The sequence below is a fragment of the Ruegeria sp. C2 genome (assembly GCF_056537765.1).
In genome coordinates this window covers 20,306-36,226 of sequence record NZ_JBQFRZ010000014.1, presented here as the reverse complement: position 1 = coordinate 36,226, position 15,921 = coordinate 20,306, and the positions used below count along the sequence as shown (strand labels likewise).

Below are 15,921 nucleotides of genomic sequence, written 5' to 3'. Positions count from 1 at the left end.
CTCTAATAGTTTGGGCACGACCAATTACATGCGCCCGGTGAGTATCTTAGCAAGATCGGGTTCAACCTTTTGGGTTTGCTCCAGATCCAAGCTGTTTTTGATATGGAGAAGGTGGTGTCGGATGTTGTCTTCCGCGGATTGCGGGTCGCCACTCACGATTGCATCAATGATTGATGCATGCTCATCATCTGGGCAAGATGAATCCTTGTGGGTGCCGAACAGTGCTACGATCAGAGACGACCGGGTCGCCAGTTCCTTAACGACGCGTGTGAGTACCGCGTTATTGTGGCATTTAGCCAATTCGACATGAAACTCGCCGGAAAGTCTGATAACCTCAGTTCTGTCGTTCCTTGCGCGAGCTTCGTCTTCTTTTTCGATATGTGTTCGCAACGCATTGACACCTGCGCTGCTGATCTCACGTGTCAATTCTCGCACGATGCCCGTTTCGATCATCAAGCGAGCTTCGAAAACCTCCTGGGCTTCCTTAGGACTCGGGCAGGCAATAAAGGCGCCGCGATTTGAGCGCAGTTCGACAATGCCTTGGCTACTCAGCAGCAGCAAAGCTCTTCGGACCCGCATCCGACCGACGCCGAAAGTTTCACATAAAGTTTGTTCGCTCAACTTGGTTCTGGGTGCCAGCTTTTGTTCCATGACTGCCGAATAGATACGGTCGACGATCAATTGCTCATTCGGATCGGATTGAACGGTGTCGAGTTTTTGCTGGGCGTCTGTCATCTTGTTCCAATTTGGCTGGAATACACGTCGATCGTATTTAGCCGTACTACTCTTAACTGACAATATATTTGACTTCTGTTCGCAAATTCAACAGATACGTTTACTAAAAACGTTGACATAGATTGTTAACAATGCAGTATCCAAGGTGCATTCCGGGATTCGACCCGACGCATTGTTTACTTCGCCAAGCGCACAGAAGAGGCGCCGAGACCTCATAGGGAGGAAAGAATGAAACGTAGAACCCTGATGAAAACTTCAGTTGCCCTGGCATTTTCCGTAACGGCGCTGGCTTCTGCGGCCTGGGCCGAAAACCCTGTCCTCAAGATCGGATTTGTGGGCGTGACATCCGGCCCGGCGGCGGCCTGGGGGATTTCCAACCAGCGCTCAATGGAGGCTCGTGCCGAGTGGCTCAATGAAAAGGGCGGGTATAAGATCGGCGATACGACCTATGATATCGAGATCGTATCCTTCGATGACCAGAAAGACCCCAAGCGCGCAATCGCGGGCATGGAAAAGATGGCGCAGGAAGGCATCCACTATGTGGTCGGCCCGAATGTCGATGACGGCGCTGCCGCCGTGCGCCCCGTGGCCGAGGCCAACGGGATCATGTATTTCCCTTACGCCTTCCCGAAAGAGCTTTATACCGCACCTGCATCCAACGCGGTTCTGGGGATGGTGGCGAATTACCAATCTGGTCCTGCGATCTATAAGTACCTGAAAGACGAAAAGGGCGTGAAGACCGTGGCGTTTGTTGCCGCGAACGAATCCGATCCGCTAAGCCAGCGGGACGGTGGTGTGGAAGCGGCCAAGGCGCTGGGGCTTGAGGTTGTTTCGGACAACGTCACCTATCAGGTGGACACCACCGATTTTACTCCGGTCCTGACCCCGGTCATGCGTACGCAACCCGATTTGCTGGTTCTTTCGGGCGTCTCTCCGGCCAATGCGCCGCAACTGATCCGCTCGGCACGTGAACTTGGATTCCAGGGCCTGATCTCGACCGAAACTGCGCAGGACGCGACAGTTCTGCGCGAAGGGGCAGGGGACTTGGCCAATGGGTTCATTTCTGTCGGTGGCGCGTCAACACCCGAGATCGCATCGGATGACATGAAGGAGTTCGTCAAACGCTATACCGATATGTTCGGCGAGTATAACGACGAGTCGAACACCAAGGTTTATGCGCTGGAATACATTTTGGCGACGTTGAACGCCAACCCGGCTGGCATTGACGACGTCACTGCTTTCCAGACCACGATGGATACATTTGAGGCCCCCAACCCCTTCATGAAAGGCGATGCCACGATGCGATATGTGGGGACCACATCGTTTGGACAAAAGCGTCAGATTGCCGTTCCGCTGGTAGTGAATGTCTACCAGGACGGAGAGTTTGACACGCTTTTCGTCGCTGAAGTTGACTGAGGCAATACTCCCAATCAAGGCAAAAGCCTAACGAGCCACTCACTCTCCCGGGCTGACAGTCAGCCCGGGAGACCCGAACCTTACGCGGGATACTCATGGAACAGATATTAGCAAACGGTATCTATCTGGGGGCGCAATATGCGATGATCGCCCTGGGTTTGACGCTGATTTTCGCCTTGATGAACGTGCTGAACTTTGCCCATGGGCAGATGTATGTTCTGGGCGGATTTGTCACCTACACATTCTACGGGCAACTCGGCTGGCCCTTTGTGCTGGCGTTGCTGGCCTCGTGCATCACTCTTGCCGTATTGGGTGCATTGATCGAAAGGTTCCTGTTCGCGCCAGTTATCCGAAGGTCCTCGCGCGAGGAAAGCACGATGCTGTTGGCGGCCGGGTTGGCCTTCCTGTTCGACGCCATAATCTTGCTGGTCTTTGGCGAGAAACAACGCGGTGTCCCCAAAATCGTCGACGGTGTTTTCAACTGGGATTTCAGATTGATCATGCCGTATGACCGCATTCTGATCTGCGTTCTGGCTATTCTGTCCATCGTCTCATTCATTCTGTTCATGCAGTATTCCAAAACCGGCCGCGCCCTGCGCGCGCTGGCGCAGGACAGAACCGCGGCGCAGTTGATGGGCGTCAATGTCGACCGTTATTCCATGATCGGGTTTGCACTGGGCGCGATGCTGGCCGGTCTGGTCGGCGGGCTGCTGGTGACCATCACCGGCGTCAATCTGGGGATGGGTGGCCCAACTTCGATCAAGGCCTTCATGATGGTAATGATCGGTGGTGCGGGCGTGATTTCCGGTGCGATAGCTGGCGGTATCATCCTTGGGTTCCTGGAAGCCATCGGTTTGGCCGTCCTCTCGCAATACGGCGACATCACCTATCTGCTGATTTTCGTCTCGCTGATGATTTTCCTGGCCATCCGCCCACAGGGGCTGATGGGTAAGCCGTGGGGATAGCGCAGTGCCGAAACTCAACATGATCCAATGGGCCGGTCTGGCAGTGTTCCTGCTGGCGATATTCATCCTGGTGCCCGGCTTCGTCGCGGCCTCAGGACGGTCCGATCTGTACTATACCCTGACCTCGGTGGCACTTTTGTCCATCGCCAGCGCGGGTGTCTGGCTGACCTTCTATATTGGCCGCATCAATATCGGTCAGGGTGCCTTTGCGCTGATCGGAGCTTATGTGTCGGCCATTCTGGTGACAAAGGCAGGTATGTCTTTCTGGTTATCATTGCCGCTTGCGGGGCTGTTTGCTGCCGGAGTGGCGGTTGTGATCGGACTGCCGATCCTGCGTTTGCGCGGCGTCTATTTCGCCATGATCTCGTTGGTGCTGACACAGGTGGTAACGCTGACCGCGTTGGCCCTGCCCATTACCAACGGGGCGAAGGGAATTACCTCGATCCCGCTTCCCGGAGGCGTCTCGGTCCTTGGACTTACACTGATCCCGGATTTCGCGACGCTTGAGAACCCGAGGCTGGCCTTCTACTACACCGCCTGCGTGCTGATGGTTCTGACCTTTGCGGCCATGTATCGGCTGGTGAACTCGCGGCTTGGCCACTTGTGCCGGTCGATGCAACAGAATGAGGAACTGGCGAGTTCGATCGGCGTGAACATCTCGTACATCCGGGTCATCGTGTTCGCCATTTCGTCCTTTCTGGGCGGCATTGGAGGGGCGATGTTCGGTTCCATTGCCCAGTCGGTTTACCCATCTAGCTTTCAGGTCGCCGATAGCGTGAATTTCATGCTGAACTGTTTCCTCGGCGGGTTGGGCTATGTCTTTGGTCCGATGCTGGGCACGCTGGTTCTGTACTTCGGTTGGGACTTGTTGTTTGAACTTGGTCGCTTCCAGTTGTTAGCCTATTCCAGCATGTTGATCATCCTGATGCTGTTCCTGCCTAACGGGCTGCTCAGCCTGCGCCTGCCGGGTCACAAGGGGGCGGACAAATGAGCCATCTTCTGGAAGTCCGTCATGTCACCAAGAAGTTCGGAGGGCTGACTGCCAACAGCGATATCTCGTTCAATGTGAACGAGAACGAGATCTTGTCAGTGATCGGGCCAAACGGGGCAGGCAAAAGCACGTTGTTCAAGATGATTTCGTCTTTCCTGCCGACGACATCAGGCGAAGTGTTGTTCGAAGGTAAACGCATCTCGAATCTGAAGCCGCATGTGGTGGCCCGAAAGGGGGTTGTCCGAACCTTTCAGGAGACGACGATCTTCAAATCGATGACGGTCCGCGAAAGCATCGTTGTCGCGCAGCATCTGCGGGCCAGAGCTTCGTTGGCCGGGTATTTCTGGGGGACCAAAACGGCGCATGAAGATGTCGACAGTTTTGGGCAATATGCGGACGATCTGATCGATTTCCTCGGCATGACAGACATCGCCAACGAGCAGGCCTCGAACCTGCCGCAGGGCAATCTGCGGGCGCTGGGGATCGCCATTGGCCTGGCGACCGATCCAAAGGTACTGCTGCTGGATGAGCCCTTTGCGGGAATGAACCACGATGAAACCATGAAAATGGTCGATCTGGTACGCAAGGTGCGCGATGACCGGGGTGTCACCGTATTGTTGGTGGAACACGATATGCCAGCGGTGATGAAAATCTCCGACCGGATTGTGGTTTTGAACTTCGGCGAAATGATTGCCGAGGGTACGCCGGCAGAAATCCAGAACAACGAAAAAGTCATCGAAGCCTATCTGGGCAGCGCAGATGACGAAATCGGGATCTGAACCATGAGCAAGATGTTGGAATTCAAGGATGTCGAACTCTACTACGATCACGTCTATGCGCTGAAAGGTGTATCGATTGATTTGGAACAAGGTGAAACTGTCGCTCTGATTGGCGCTAATGGCGCGGGCAAAAGTTCGATCTTGCGGGCGATCACCGGGCTGGCGAAGATCAAATCCGGTTCAGTGGCGTTTGAGGGCGAACAGATTGCCGGAACCAACCCGGCCGAAATCGTCTCGAAAGGCATCGCGATGGTGCCCGAGGGGCGGCGTGTCTTTCCTTACATGACGGTGAAAGACAATCTGCTGATGGGGGCGTTCACCCGTTCGGACAAGGCGGAAGTGCAGCGCACGCTGGATTCGGTTCTGGAACGGTTTCCGCGCCTGCGTGAGCGGTATTCGCAATCGGCTGGCACTCTGTCGGGCGGCGAGCAGCAGATGATGGTAATCGGGCGCGCCCTGATGGCCAAACCTCGCTTACTTTTGCTGGATGAGCCGTCGCTGGGAATTGCGCCTAAACTGGTGCAGGACATCGCGCGGTCCATCGTGGCGATCAACCGGGACGAAGGCGTGTCGGTACTGCTTGTCGAGCAGAACTCGCGCATGGCGCTATCGATTTCGCACCGTGCCTATGCGCTGACCACCGGAAATGTGGTGATCTCAGGCAATTCCAAAGAGCTTTTGACCGATCCCCGGATCAAAGCCGCTTATCTGGGCGGGGAAGTGTGAGGATATTGTGAAACTGTTAGTCGTCAATCCCAACACCACCGGTTCTATGACTCGAAAGATCGAGGCGGCGGCCCGCGCCGTCGCGAGCCCTGATACCGAGATCATTGCCATCAATTCGCAGGATGGTCCCGCCAGTATCCAAGGGTATCTGGATGTTTCGACCTGTGTTCCGGGCTTGTTGGATGTGGTCAAGCAGCATCCGGATGTGGATGGCATCGTAGTGGCCTGTTTCGATGACACAGGCGTCGACGCTGTACGTTGCATCACCTCAGCTCCGGTCGTTGGTGTTGGTGAGGCCGCCTATCACGCGGCGTCTATGATCAGTCCCAAGTTCAGCGTCATTACGACACTATCCCGCTCATTGGCGGGACTGGAAGCCAATCTGTTGCGCTATGGCCTGGATCGCCGATGCGTCCGGGTACGCGCGTCAGATGTACCGGTTCTTAAGCTGGAAGAGAACGATCCGAATACGGTTGATATTATCCGCGCTGAAATCCGCTCGGCAATCGACGAGGATCGGGCCGAAGCCATTGTTCTGGGTTGTGCCGGAATGACTGACCTGATGTCGCATTTGTCCGAGGAATTCGGCCTGCCAGTCGTCGATGGGGTTGCTTGCGGAGTTACGTTTGTAGAGGCCTTGGTTAAGGCAAAACTGACGACTACAAAGCTTTGCTCTTATGCTTGAGAATTCTCTTCGGGCAACGACACCTGTAATAAGCCGTATGATTTGACAACACATTAAGAACTGTGTGTCACTCGCGAGTTTTGGGTGTTCTGCTAGTAGATCGAAGGCGTCAGCCCCGATTGAAACCAACTAACGAGTGAGACCATTGAATAGACCGGCAAGCCTGTCGCCTGCAGAATGTCCGCCGCATATGGGGACATATTCGTGCATTCCAGAACAATAGCTCCAAGCTCTGGATAGTTCGACTGAAGTACAAGGGCTGCTTCAACGTTGTCCGCGCGGGCTTTCTCGATATCCAGTGCCATCTCATTATCGAGTATGGCTCGCGTAAACTCGCGGCCCCCTTCTGTGGTGCCGATGGGTGTGTCCGGAGGTACCTGTGCAGCCTGTAGGTGATCCTTGGTGAGGGTCGAGGCCGATATCGTCAAAACCCCGGCGCGCTTGCCCGCTGGAAGCGTGCGGTTCACCATGTCGACCTGCATCAGCGAGGACGTAACGACCGGGACCGGGACGGCCTCTGAAAGCTCCTTTTGAAACAGTGACAGAAATCCGCAATTGGTGGTGATACCATCCACTCCATCTTTGACCAGATCCTGCGCAGCTTTGATGAAGGCGTCTAGCATACCTTCGGCCTTGTGCCGGACAACCCGGTCGGGTGAGGCATCGCGGACAATGCGATAGAGTACCGGAAATGGCCAGGTCAGCGCATTACCCATATCGCCGGGGATACGAGGAAACTGTGCATCCAGCATGAGGATTCCGACAGAAGCGCCGTAGATGGATTTACCGCCTTGAGTGATCATGCTTCTGCCTCCTCGATGATGCGGGTCGAAATGACGTCGGATCCTTCCATATAGATGCTGGAAATCCCTTGCCGCACCGCCTCTTGTACCTGATCCATTCGCTTAGTGATATGAGCGCCTAAAATGCGTGCGGCGTCGTTTTCATTGCGGTTCAGAAGTGCTTTCATCACCTTCTTATGTTCGTCTTTCGAACGATGAAGACGGTCCATGCTCATTGAGATCCAGCGGATATAGCGGATGCGCTCATTGATCCGGATCAGCGTCTGCAGAAGCTCTGCGTTGCCGGACAATCTGGCGATCTCCAAATGGAATGCCTCATCCCGGTTCACGGCTTCCTCGACGGTCAGGCCTGTGATGTCGATCCCGGTCGTGTAGAGTTCCTCTCGCAGCGACTGGAGCTCATCATCTGTTGCTTTGCTACATGCGGTACGGACGGCGGCGACCTCAATAATCTGGCGCAGTTCGAACAGGTCAAACACACTTTGCGCATCAAGCGGGCGGCAGAAAAAACCCTGACCAGGACGGAAATCGAACAATCGTTCAGCTACGAGCCTGTTCAGAGCCTCACGCAGAGGTGTGCGGCTGACGCCCAGCTCTTTCGACAGGGCCACTTCGTTCAGGCGGTCCCCTGGGCGTAGACGGAAAGAGACCGCCATCGCTTTGACCTGATCATAGATGTCATCGACGCGTGGACTCGCCATGTTTTTCGTCCTTTCGGTTGCGGTCCACTGGTGGCACAAGCGGTTCTTGAAATCAATATACAAAACTGTATACAGAATTGTGTGCAATCTTGATCCAAAGGAATCGCAAGCCATGACGGGGACGAATTATCTCACTGGGGCTGAGGCAATGGTACGCATGTTAGAGGCGCATGGCGTGAAGCATATGTTTGGTCTGTGCGGCGATACCACGCTACCATTCTATGATGCGATGGCGCGGATGGATCACGGCATTCAGCATATTCTGACGCGCGACGAACGGCATGCAGCCTATATGGCGGATGGATATGCGCGCGTGACCGGCAAGCCCGGCGTCTGCGAAGGACCTTCAGGAGGCGGGGCAACCTATATCTTGCCCGGCGTTGTCGAAGCCAACGAAAGCTCGGTGCCGATCCTGGCAATCACTTCGGATGTGGCAACAACAAGCCGGGGGAAGTATCCGTTGACCGAGCTGGATCAGTCTGGATTGTTCCGACCTCTTGCCAAGTGGAACGCCTCATTGGACGATGCGACGCGGTTGCCCGCGATGGTTCGTGCAGCGTTCCGGGCGATGACCACCGGAACCCCCGGTGCGACACATCTGGCTCTTCCGTTCGATACGCAAAAAGGCCAGGTGGATGAGGCTGAGATTTGGGCGGACGAACGGCATCAAAGTTATCCAGCAGAGCGCGCAGGACCTGATCAGGATGCAGTCGAAGCAGCTGCCGAGATACTGGTCAAAGCAAAGTCTGCAGTTGCTGTTTGTGGTGGCGGGCCGGTTCTGTCTGGTGCGGAAGGTGCGCTGAGCCGCGTTGCCGATCTGTTGGATATGCCAGTCGCCACAACGGTTTCCGGGCAGGGCTCCATCGCCGAGTCCGACCCGCTGGCTTTGGGTGTTGTCGGATCGAACGGGGGCGTGCCAGCGACCCGGTCCGTGATCGATCAGGCAGACGTGGTTCTATTCATTGGTTGTCGTGCCGGATCAGTCACCACAGAACGTTGGAGAAGTCCGGGCCGCAACGCCATCATTATCCATATCGACAGCGACCCGATGGTGATCGGGGCGAATTATCAGACCGAGGTGGCTATCTGCGCCGATGCCCGCCTGGCGCTTGAGGCTTTGGCTACCGCATTGGAGACGCGGCAGGACCTCCCCAGCCTTGGCGGTGCCGAGAAGGCGCGCGCCGCGTGGGAGGCCAAGATGGCGGCGTTCGCTCCGCTCGCCGCGAGCCGTGAAACGCCGATCCGCCCCGAGGCCGTCATGGCCTCACTTATGGATATTCTCGATGATGATGCGATTGTGGTCGCCGATCCCGGCACACCTTGTCCCTATTTCAGCGCGCATTACCGCTGGCGCAAACCGGGGCGACATTTCATTACTAACCGGGCGCATGGGGCGTTGGGGTATTCGCTGGGTGCAGCGATGGGCGCGCATGTGGGGCGGCCATCCGTCAAGACTCTGTCTGTTATGGGCGACGGGTCATTCGGATTCACATGCGGCGAGTTCGAAACCATGGTTCGACACAATATGCCGATCACCTCAATCGTGTTCTCGAATTCGGTCTTTGGCTGGATCAAAGCCGGGCAAGATTCCGGGTTCGGCCAGCGGTACTATAACGTCGATTTCAATCGCACGGATCATGCGGCGGTGGCATCGGCCTTTGGCGTGAAGTCATGGACGGTCAAAGATCCTGAGGAACTGGCCGGGGTTCTGAAACAGGCAATCGAACATGATGGCCCTACGCTGGTCGACATCCATTCGCAGCAACTTCACGAGGCGGCGGCGCCTGTTTCCGAATGGGTGGCATAAGAGGCGATTGACGGGGTCAGTTGAGCCAGAAACGCTTGTGCGATGGTCGACAGGGGGCGGCCCTTGGCCGTGATGATGGCAAGATCCAGCATCACCGCGGGGCGGAATGGACGGGTTTGATACCCGCTCTCTCCGTCAAACGTGACTGTAAAGGGATCGATCATTGCAACGCCCATACCTTGTTTGACGAAACTCAGCAGGTTTTCGGACAGGTGCGTGTGGATCTGCGTCCGCCATGTGCGCCCGGCGGTCTGGAAAATGTCGCGTGTCCGGCGATGGGTCTGATGCTCAGGCCCCATCACAATGAAGGGCTCGTTTTCTAGAATTTCTGGCGTCAGAACGTCGTGTTTCGCCAGCGGGCTATCTTCGGGGAAGGTTGCAAGTGTTTCGAACTGAAACACCTGATAATTTAGTGTGTCGTGCAGGATTGGCATCTCGACAATGCCGATCTCGAAAAGGCCCGAGATCACCCATTCTTGAATCTTGGATGAATATTGTGACTGAAAACTGACTGACAGGTTCGGGCGGCTCTCGGCGAAGCGTGCGATCTCGCGTGGTATGAAACCGAACGAGAGCAAATGAGGTGCCGCAACCTGCAACTGACCGGGATGCTTATTCTGCAGATCCGTTACAGCCTGTGCCACATGATCCAGCCCACGTACGACTGTATCAACCTCGCGATAGAGTAACTCGGCTTCGGGGGTGGGCAGCAAACGCCCCTTGTTGCGTTCAAACAGAGGCAACCGGGCCTCGCGTTCCAGCTGCGCAAGTAGATTGCTGATCCCCGGTTGTGAAATACCCAGAACCGAGGCCGCGCCGGTGACGGTTCCAGTTTCCATGATGGCGTGGAAGGCTTGCAACTGACGAAATCGTAGGGACATCGTAATAGTATCATTTTTTCTGATGTACTCGCAAAGATATAGTATTTGAAATGATATGCTGGTCAAGGCAGGCTTCCTTTCATCAACAGGGGATGAAATGAGCAATCTGGACCAGGAAATCATCGGGTTCGATCTGTGGCACCTGAAACTGCCGGTCACGTCGCGGCGGGATCATGGCATCGGCGCTGTGGAAGGAGCTTGCGAGGTTGTCGTTTTGCGGCTGCGCGCTGAGGACGGGACCGAAGGGTTCGGAGAAGCGTCACCCTGGTCGGTGTTCACCGGCACACCTGAAGCCACCTATGCTGCACTTGATCGCTATCTGCGTCCGCTCGTGATGGGGGCAAAGATTGGTGATCGCTCGGCAATCATGGCGCGTGCGGCCTTTGCTGTAGCTCACTGTACTGAAGCCAAGGCAGCGCTGGAAACCGCTCTGCTCGATCTTGCTGGTCGGGTCAGTGGGGTTCCGGTCTGGTCGCTTCTGGGGGGTAGGTGCCGTGAAACCATTCCGCTCAGTTGCTCAATCGCCAACCCTGATTTTGCACAGGATATCGAGCTGCTGGCGCGTTTGCAGGAGGATGGTGTTCGGATCGTCAAGCTCAAGACCGGGTTCAAGGATCATGCCTTTGACATCATGCGGCTCGAATACCTAATGCAAAATCATCCGGAGTTTGCAGTGCGGGTTGACTATAACCAAGGCCTGAGCATCGAAGAAGCTCCGGCGCAAGTGCGTGACGTGGCTCAGTTCAGTCCGGATTTCATCGAACAGCCCGTGCGGGCACATCATTTTGGAATGATGGCAAAGCTGCGACAGATGATCGACGTGCCGTTACTGGCTGATGAAAGCGTCTTTGGACCCGAAGATATGGAGCGCGCTGCGCGCGAGGGGATTTGCGACGGCGTGTCAGTAAAAATCATGAAATCGGGAGGTCTTTCGCGTGGGCAAACGGTCGCCCGCATTGCGGCAGCGCATGGCCTGGCAGCCTACGGTGGAGACATGTTCGAGGCGGGCCTGGCGCATCTGGCTGGGACCCACATGATCGCCGCAACACCAGAGATCACCCTTGGATGTGAATTTTACCAGGCGTCCTATTTCTTGAAAGAAGACATCCTCGAGGACCCATTCAAAATTCGTGCAGGCCAAGTTGTCGTCCCCTCTGGCCCAGGTCTGGGTGGCAGACCCGACGTGGCGAAGTTGGACCATTATGCTGTGGCTAAGGCGGTGGCGGCATGAGTGAAAGGAAGACCATAGCCATTATCGGCGCAGGTATTGTAGGCGTTTCGGCAGCCGTGTGGCTGCAACGAGACGGTCATGATGTCATCTTGATCGACAGGGCCGGGCCGGGTGAAGGAACCTCGCACGGCAATGGGGGTGTTCTGGCGTCCTGTTCTATTGTGCCTGTGACGGTTCCGGGCCTGATCGGCAAAGCCCCGAAGATGTTGCTGAGCCCCTCGCAGCCATTGTTCCTGAAATGGGGCTATTTACCAAAACTGCTCCCGTGGTTGAGGCAATATCTTGGTCACGCCAATGCCGACGATGTTGCGCGGATTGCAGCCGCCCTTACACCTATCGTCGGCGACAGTCTGAACGATCACAAAGCCCTGGCGGCTGGCACGGGAGCTGAAAAGTGGATCGTTCCGTCTGATTACCTGTTTCTCTACAATGATCGGTCGCATTTCGAAGGAGATGCCTTTGGCTGGAATATACGACGCAAGCACGGGTTTCAGTGGGAGGAATTGGAAGGTAAGGCATTCCACGATTATGATCCGGTGTTCAGCGAAGATATTGGTTTTGCCGCCAAACTGTCCGATCACGGTCACATCACAGACCCCGGACGTTACGTAAAAGACCTCGCCGCATATGTTGAATCTAAAGGCGGTCGAATTATCCGCGCCAGTGTTGAGGACGTCGCGCGCGAAGATGGCCGGGTTATTGGCGTGCGTGCGGACGGCGACATTATCCCTTGCGACACGGCCATTGTGACAGCGGGTGTATGGTCTGGGCCTCTGACGAAACGGTTGGGCATTTCTGTTCCGCTTGAAAGCGAACGTGGCTATCATCTTGAATTGGTGGACCCTTCTGCGAAGCCGCGCAGCCCTGTCATGGTGGCATCCGGCAAATTTGTTGCCACACCCATGGACGGGCGCATACGGTTGGCGGGTATTGTAGAATTTGGTGGGCTGGACGCCCCACCCTCGCGCGCGCCGTTTGAATTGATGCGCAAAAATGCCCGAGCTGCTTTTCCGGGCGTGACATGGAAGGAGGAAGTGGAATGGATGGGGCACAGGCCCGCCCCGGCTGACTCGATCCCCATCATCGGCGATGTTCCGGGGATTGACGGCGCGTATATGGGCTTTGGTCATCACCATATCGGTCTGACAGGCGGACCCAAGACGGGGCGTCTGTTGGCGCAGATGATCGTGGGCAGAACCCCAAATACGGATATGAGCGTCTACGCGCCTTCACGTTTTGGAACATAAGAATAGGTCGATGCCCAACATTGGCCTCTCAGAATTCAATAGGGAGAATATGATGAAAAAACTGACAAACCTTCTGGCAGCAACTGCTCTGACCGCAGCGCCCGCGCTCGCCGAGAAATGGGACATGCCGATGGCTTATTCGGCTTCCAATTTCCACTCGGCCACCGGTGCGGAATTCGCCAAATGTGTAACCACAGGTACAGGTGGCGAGATCGAGATCGTCACGCACCCGTCAGGATCACTGTTCAAAGGTGCTGACATCAAACGTGCAATCCAGACCGGGCAGGCGCCGATTGGTGAGCGTTTGCTTTCGGGGCACCAAAACGAAAACGCTTTGTTCGGCTTTGATTCGATCCCGTTCCTTGCCACCTCGTTTGACGACAGCGCCAAGCTTTGGGAAGCGGCGAAGCCGTCGATCGAGAGCCTGCTGGCCGAACAGAACCTGACGCTGCTTTATGCTGTTCCCTGGCCACCGCAGGGACTGTACTTCAAGAACGAAGTCAACTCGGTTGCCGAAATGGAAGGTATCAAGTTCCGGTCCTACAACAATGCCACCTCAAGGCTGGCCGAGTTGACGGGTATGCTGCCGGTGACCGTTGAAGCGGCTGAGATCAGCCAGGCATTCGCAACCGGTGTCGCTGATGCAATGGTGTCGTCTGGTTCTACGGGATATGACCGTAAAGTCTGGGAAAGCCTGAATTATTTCTATGAAGTCGATGCCTGGTTGCCACGCAACTACGTGATGGTGAATTCTGATGTCTGGTCCGGAGTATCCGACGCGAACAAGAACGTCATCAAGGCTTGTGCCGAACTGGCCGAATATGCCGGAAACTGGCGTGCCAAGGAATATACCGGCTTCACCCTGCAAGGCCTGCGGGATGGCGGTATGACTGTTGGTCCGGCATCTGATCAGATGGTTCAGGAATTGAAAGAGATCGGCGTCACCATGACCAATGAATGGCTGGAAGCTGCCGGAGACGAAGGCAAGGCCATCGTCGACACCTTCAATTCATCGCAATAACCGCGCTTGCGGGCGGCGTATTATTCGCCGCCCGCGATTCATTCAATCATAACAAACGGGGACGGTATGGCTGTATTGCGAGGGCTTCGGTCCGTACTGGATTTCATCTATCTTGCAGCAGGGGTTATGGCGGCGCTCAGCCTGATTGCCATTTTGCTGCTGATTGTCGTGCAGATGCTGGCCCGTTGGACCGGAGAGGTTTTTCCCGGCGCGCCTGACTATGCCGGGTATGCAATGGCCGCTGCCTCGTTCCTTGCCTTTGCCAATGCGCTAAACCGGGGCAGTCACATCCGCGTATCGATCCTGCTGAACGCAGTTCCGGAAGGTGTGCGTCGCATCCTGGAAATCTGGTGTTTTGCCGTCGGCTCTGCCGTCATGTGGTATTTTTGCTGGTACGCCTACCGCTTTGTCTACTGGAGCTGGAAGTTCAACGATATCAGCCAAGGGCAGGACAAAACCGCCCTTTGGATTCCGCAATCCACCATGCTGATTGGCGCCGTGATCCTCGCTATCGCTCTGACCGATCACCTCATCCACGTCGTCTTCAAGGGTGATCACCGCATCGTCCGCGATCTGGCTGATCAGAGCCACGGGGAATAGGGAATAAGAGCATGGAAAACCTGTCTGTCATCATCCTCTTTCTCTTTGTTCTCTTTACGCTTCTGGGCACCGGTATTTGGGTCGGACTGGCCCTGATGGGCGTTGCCTGGGTCGGGATGGAGTTGTTCACGACCCGCCCCGTGGGCGACGTGATGATCACCACCATCTGGTCTGCGTCTTCGTCCTGGACCCTGACGGCGCTGCCCATGTTCATCTGGATGGGTGAAATTCTCTATCGAACGCGATTATCCGAGGACATGTTCAAAGGCTTGTCGCCATGGATGGCTCCGCTTCCCGGAGGGCTGGTGCATACGAATATCGTCGGCTGCACCGTATTTGCAGCCGTCTCGGGCTCGTCTGCGGCCACATTGACCACCGTCGGTAAGATGTCGATCCCGGAATTGCGCAGACGCAACTACCCCGAGCGGATGATTATCGGGACTTTGACCGGAGCGGCGACGCTGGGCCTGATGATCCCGCCATCGCTGACGTTGATCGTCTATGGCGTGACGATCAATGAATCGATCACCAAGCTGTTCTTTGCGGGCATTCTGCCGGGCCTCGTGCTCGCTGCGATGTTCATGGGGTATGTCGCGATTTACTCGAAGCTGGGTAAAGACTGGAATCCGAACCAAGAGGGTAAGCTGTCCTTCTCCGAAAAGATTAAGAACTCGCGTTTTCTGCTCCCTGTAATCCTGCTGATCGTGGTGGTCATCGGCTCGATGTATCTGGGCTATGCCACTGCGACCGAGGCTGCAGCGTTCGGCGTGATCGGGGGGTTGCTGCTGGCCGCAGGGCAGGGGTCGCTCAACTGGAAGACCTTCACCGAGAGCTTAATGGGTGCCACGCGCACCAGCGCGATGATCGCGCTGATCCTTGCAGGCGCGGCCTTCTTGTCGCTTTCGATGGGTTTCACTGGCCTGCCTCGTGGTCTGGCGGACTTGATCGCAGGTTGGGAGTTGACCCGATTCGAGCTGCTGATGGTTTTGTTGGTATTCTACATCATTCTGGGTTGCTTTCTTGACGGTATTTCTTCCGTCGTGCTGACCATGGCGGTGGTCGAGCCAATGATCCGCGACGCCGGAATTGATCTGATCTGGTTTGGCATCTTTATCGTGGTCGTCGTCGAAATGGCGCAGATCACGCCGCCGATTGGCTTCAACCTGTTTGTGATGCAGGGGATGACTAATCATGAAATGAGTTACATCGCCCGCGCTGCGATTCCGATGTTCCTGATCATGGTGCTGATGGTCTTCCTCCTGATCTGGTTCCCTGAACTCGCCACATGGCTGCCCGAGAACCTGCGAGGGACCCCGGGCGGGTAGGGCAGCGC

General features: G+C 55.9%; 16 protein-coding genes. 12 read left to right on the top strand and 4 right to left on the bottom strand.

Annotated elements, in window-relative coordinates:
- Positions 1-24: 24 nt before the first annotated feature.
- Complete coding sequence (locus ACR0IV_RS20895) at positions 25-735, bottom strand: GntR family transcriptional regulator (protein WP_480660939.1); 711 nt, start codon at positions 733-735, stop codon at positions 25-27.
- A gap of 228 nt (positions 736-963) precedes the next feature.
- Between ACR0IV_RS20895 and ACR0IV_RS20890 the strand changes: the two genes are divergently transcribed.
- The 6 genes from ACR0IV_RS20890 to ACR0IV_RS20865 all read left to right on the top strand — a co-directional run bounded on the left by ACR0IV_RS20890 (position 964) and on the right by ACR0IV_RS20865 (position 6,297).
- Positions 964-2,151: an ABC transporter substrate-binding protein gene (locus ACR0IV_RS20890; RefSeq protein ID WP_480472231.1), complete on the top strand. Its 1,188-nt coding sequence runs from the start codon at positions 964-966 to the stop codon at positions 2,149-2,151.
- Positions 2,152-2,246: 95 nt separating this feature from the next.
- On the top strand, positions 2,247-3,116 hold the full coding sequence (locus ACR0IV_RS20885) for a branched-chain amino acid ABC transporter permease (RefSeq protein WP_480472232.1): 870 nt from the start codon (positions 2,247-2,249) through the stop codon (positions 3,114-3,116).
- Positions 3,117-3,135: 19 nt separating this feature from the next.
- Complete coding sequence (locus ACR0IV_RS20880) at positions 3,136-4,107, top strand: branched-chain amino acid ABC transporter permease (protein ID WP_480660990.1); 972 nt, start codon at positions 3,136-3,138, stop codon at positions 4,105-4,107.
- Positions 4,104-4,886 (top strand): ABC transporter ATP-binding protein, encoded by a 783-nt coding sequence (locus ACR0IV_RS20875; RefSeq protein WP_480472233.1) that lies wholly within the window; start codon positions 4,104-4,106, stop codon positions 4,884-4,886. The genes ACR0IV_RS20880 and ACR0IV_RS20875 overlap by 4 nt, the downstream gene beginning before the upstream one ends.
- Before the next feature lie 3 nt (positions 4,887-4,889).
- Positions 4,890-5,612, top strand: a complete 723-nt coding sequence (locus ACR0IV_RS20870) for an ABC transporter ATP-binding protein (RefSeq protein ID WP_480472234.1) — start codon at positions 4,890-4,892, stop codon at positions 5,610-5,612.
- 7 nt (positions 5,613-5,619) lie between these two features.
- The gene (locus ACR0IV_RS20865) at positions 5,620-6,297 is read left to right on the top strand and encodes an aspartate/glutamate racemase family protein (RefSeq protein WP_480660936.1); all 678 of its coding nucleotides are present in this window, start codon (positions 5,620-5,622) and stop codon (positions 6,295-6,297) included.
- A 92-nt stretch (positions 6,298-6,389) separates the two neighbouring features.
- Here the strand turns inward: ACR0IV_RS20865 and ACR0IV_RS20860 are convergent, their stop codons facing one another.
- A complete protein-coding gene (locus tag ACR0IV_RS20860; RefSeq protein WP_480660934.1) occupies positions 6,390-7,100 on the bottom strand; it encodes an aspartate/glutamate racemase family protein in 711 nt (236 codons plus the stop codon).
- Positions 7,097-7,801, bottom strand: coding sequence for a GntR family transcriptional regulator (locus ACR0IV_RS20855; RefSeq protein WP_480660932.1), 705 nt, complete (start codon positions 7,799-7,801; stop codon positions 7,097-7,099). The genes ACR0IV_RS20860 and ACR0IV_RS20855 overlap by 4 nt, the downstream gene beginning before the upstream one ends.
- A 112-nt stretch (positions 7,802-7,913) precedes the next feature.
- Here ACR0IV_RS20855 and ACR0IV_RS20850 point away from each other — a divergent pair, with 112 nt between their 5' ends.
- Positions 7,914-9,608 (top strand): thiamine pyrophosphate-binding protein, encoded by a 1,695-nt coding sequence (locus ACR0IV_RS20850; protein WP_480485016.1) that lies wholly within the window; start codon positions 7,914-7,916, stop codon positions 9,606-9,608.
- On the opposite strand, the gene ACR0IV_RS20845 is transcribed toward ACR0IV_RS20850, so the two are convergent.
- Complete coding sequence (locus ACR0IV_RS20845) at positions 9,569-10,489, bottom strand: LysR family transcriptional regulator (RefSeq protein WP_480660930.1); 921 nt, start codon at positions 10,487-10,489, stop codon at positions 9,569-9,571. The two genes, ACR0IV_RS20850 and ACR0IV_RS20845, sit on opposite strands and share 40 nt — an antisense overlap.
- Positions 10,490-10,586: 97 nt before the next feature.
- On the opposite strand from ACR0IV_RS20845, the gene ACR0IV_RS20840 reads away from it, so the two are divergent.
- The 5 genes from ACR0IV_RS20840 to ACR0IV_RS20820 all read left to right on the top strand — a co-directional run bounded on the left by ACR0IV_RS20840 (position 10,587) and on the right by ACR0IV_RS20820 (position 15,913).
- On the top strand, positions 10,587-11,720 hold the full coding sequence (locus ACR0IV_RS20840; RefSeq protein ID WP_480660928.1) for an enolase C-terminal domain-like protein: 1,134 nt from the start codon (positions 10,587-10,589) through the stop codon (positions 11,718-11,720).
- Entirely contained in the window at positions 11,717-12,967 is a 1,251-nt protein-coding gene (locus ACR0IV_RS20835) for an NAD(P)/FAD-dependent oxidoreductase (protein ID WP_480660926.1), read from the top strand. Before ACR0IV_RS20840 ends, ACR0IV_RS20835 begins: the two co-directional genes overlap by 4 nt.
- Before the next feature lie 52 nt (positions 12,968-13,019).
- On the top strand, positions 13,020-13,988 hold the full coding sequence (locus tag ACR0IV_RS20830) for a TRAP transporter substrate-binding protein (protein WP_480660924.1): 969 nt from the start codon (positions 13,020-13,022) through the stop codon (positions 13,986-13,988).
- A 66-nt stretch (positions 13,989-14,054) separates the two neighbouring features.
- Positions 14,055-14,588, top strand: coding sequence for a TRAP transporter small permease (locus ACR0IV_RS20825; RefSeq protein ID WP_480471038.1), 534 nt, complete (start codon positions 14,055-14,057; stop codon positions 14,586-14,588).
- A gap of 11 nt (positions 14,589-14,599) precedes the next feature.
- The gene (locus ACR0IV_RS20820) at positions 14,600-15,913 is read left to right on the top strand and encodes a TRAP transporter large permease (RefSeq protein ID WP_480471037.1); all 1,314 of its coding nucleotides are present in this window, start codon (positions 14,600-14,602) and stop codon (positions 15,911-15,913) included.
- Positions 15,914-15,921: the final 8 nt, after the last annotated feature.

Bases quoted from the DNA above. Each gene is read 5' to 3' on its own strand.
- ACR0IV_RS20820 (WP_480471037.1), top strand. From the start codon at position 14,600: ATGGAAAACCTGTCTGTCATCATCCTCTTTCTCTTTGTTCTCTTTACG.
- ACR0IV_RS20845 (WP_480660930.1), bottom strand. From the start codon at position 10,489: ATGTCCCTACGATTTCGTCAGTTGCAAGCCTTCCACGCCATCATGGAA.
- ACR0IV_RS20840 (WP_480660928.1), top strand. From the start codon at position 10,587: ATGAGCAATCTGGACCAGGAAATCATCGGGTTCGATCTGTGGCACCTG.
- ACR0IV_RS20825 (WP_480471038.1), top strand. From the start codon at position 14,055: ATGGCTGTATTGCGAGGGCTTCGGTCCGTACTGGATTTCATCTATCTT.
- ACR0IV_RS20855 (WP_480660932.1), bottom strand. From the start codon at position 7,801: ATGGCGAGTCCACGCGTCGATGACATCTATGATCAGGTCAAAGCGATG.
- ACR0IV_RS20850 (WP_480485016.1), top strand. From the start codon at position 7,914: ATGACGGGGACGAATTATCTCACTGGGGCTGAGGCAATGGTACGCATG.
- ACR0IV_RS20860 (WP_480660934.1), bottom strand. From the start codon at position 7,100: ATGATCACTCAAGGCGGTAAATCCATCTACGGCGCTTCTGTCGGAATC.
- ACR0IV_RS20875 (WP_480472233.1), top strand. From the start codon at position 4,104: ATGAGCCATCTTCTGGAAGTCCGTCATGTCACCAAGAAGTTCGGAGGG.
- ACR0IV_RS20830 (WP_480660924.1), top strand. From the start codon at position 13,020: ATGAAAAAACTGACAAACCTTCTGGCAGCAACTGCTCTGACCGCAGCG.
- ACR0IV_RS20895 (WP_480660939.1), bottom strand. From the start codon at position 735: ATGACAGACGCCCAGCAAAAACTCGACACCGTTCAATCCGATCCGAAT.
- ACR0IV_RS20885 (WP_480472232.1), top strand. From the start codon at position 2,247: ATGGAACAGATATTAGCAAACGGTATCTATCTGGGGGCGCAATATGCG.
- ACR0IV_RS20880 (WP_480660990.1), top strand. From the start codon at position 3,136: ATGATCCAATGGGCCGGTCTGGCAGTGTTCCTGCTGGCGATATTCATC.
- ACR0IV_RS20890 (WP_480472231.1), top strand. From the start codon at position 964: ATGAAACGTAGAACCCTGATGAAAACTTCAGTTGCCCTGGCATTTTCC.
- ACR0IV_RS20870 (WP_480472234.1), top strand. From the start codon at position 4,890: ATGAGCAAGATGTTGGAATTCAAGGATGTCGAACTCTACTACGATCAC.
- ACR0IV_RS20835 (WP_480660926.1), top strand. From the start codon at position 11,717: ATGAGTGAAAGGAAGACCATAGCCATTATCGGCGCAGGTATTGTAGGC.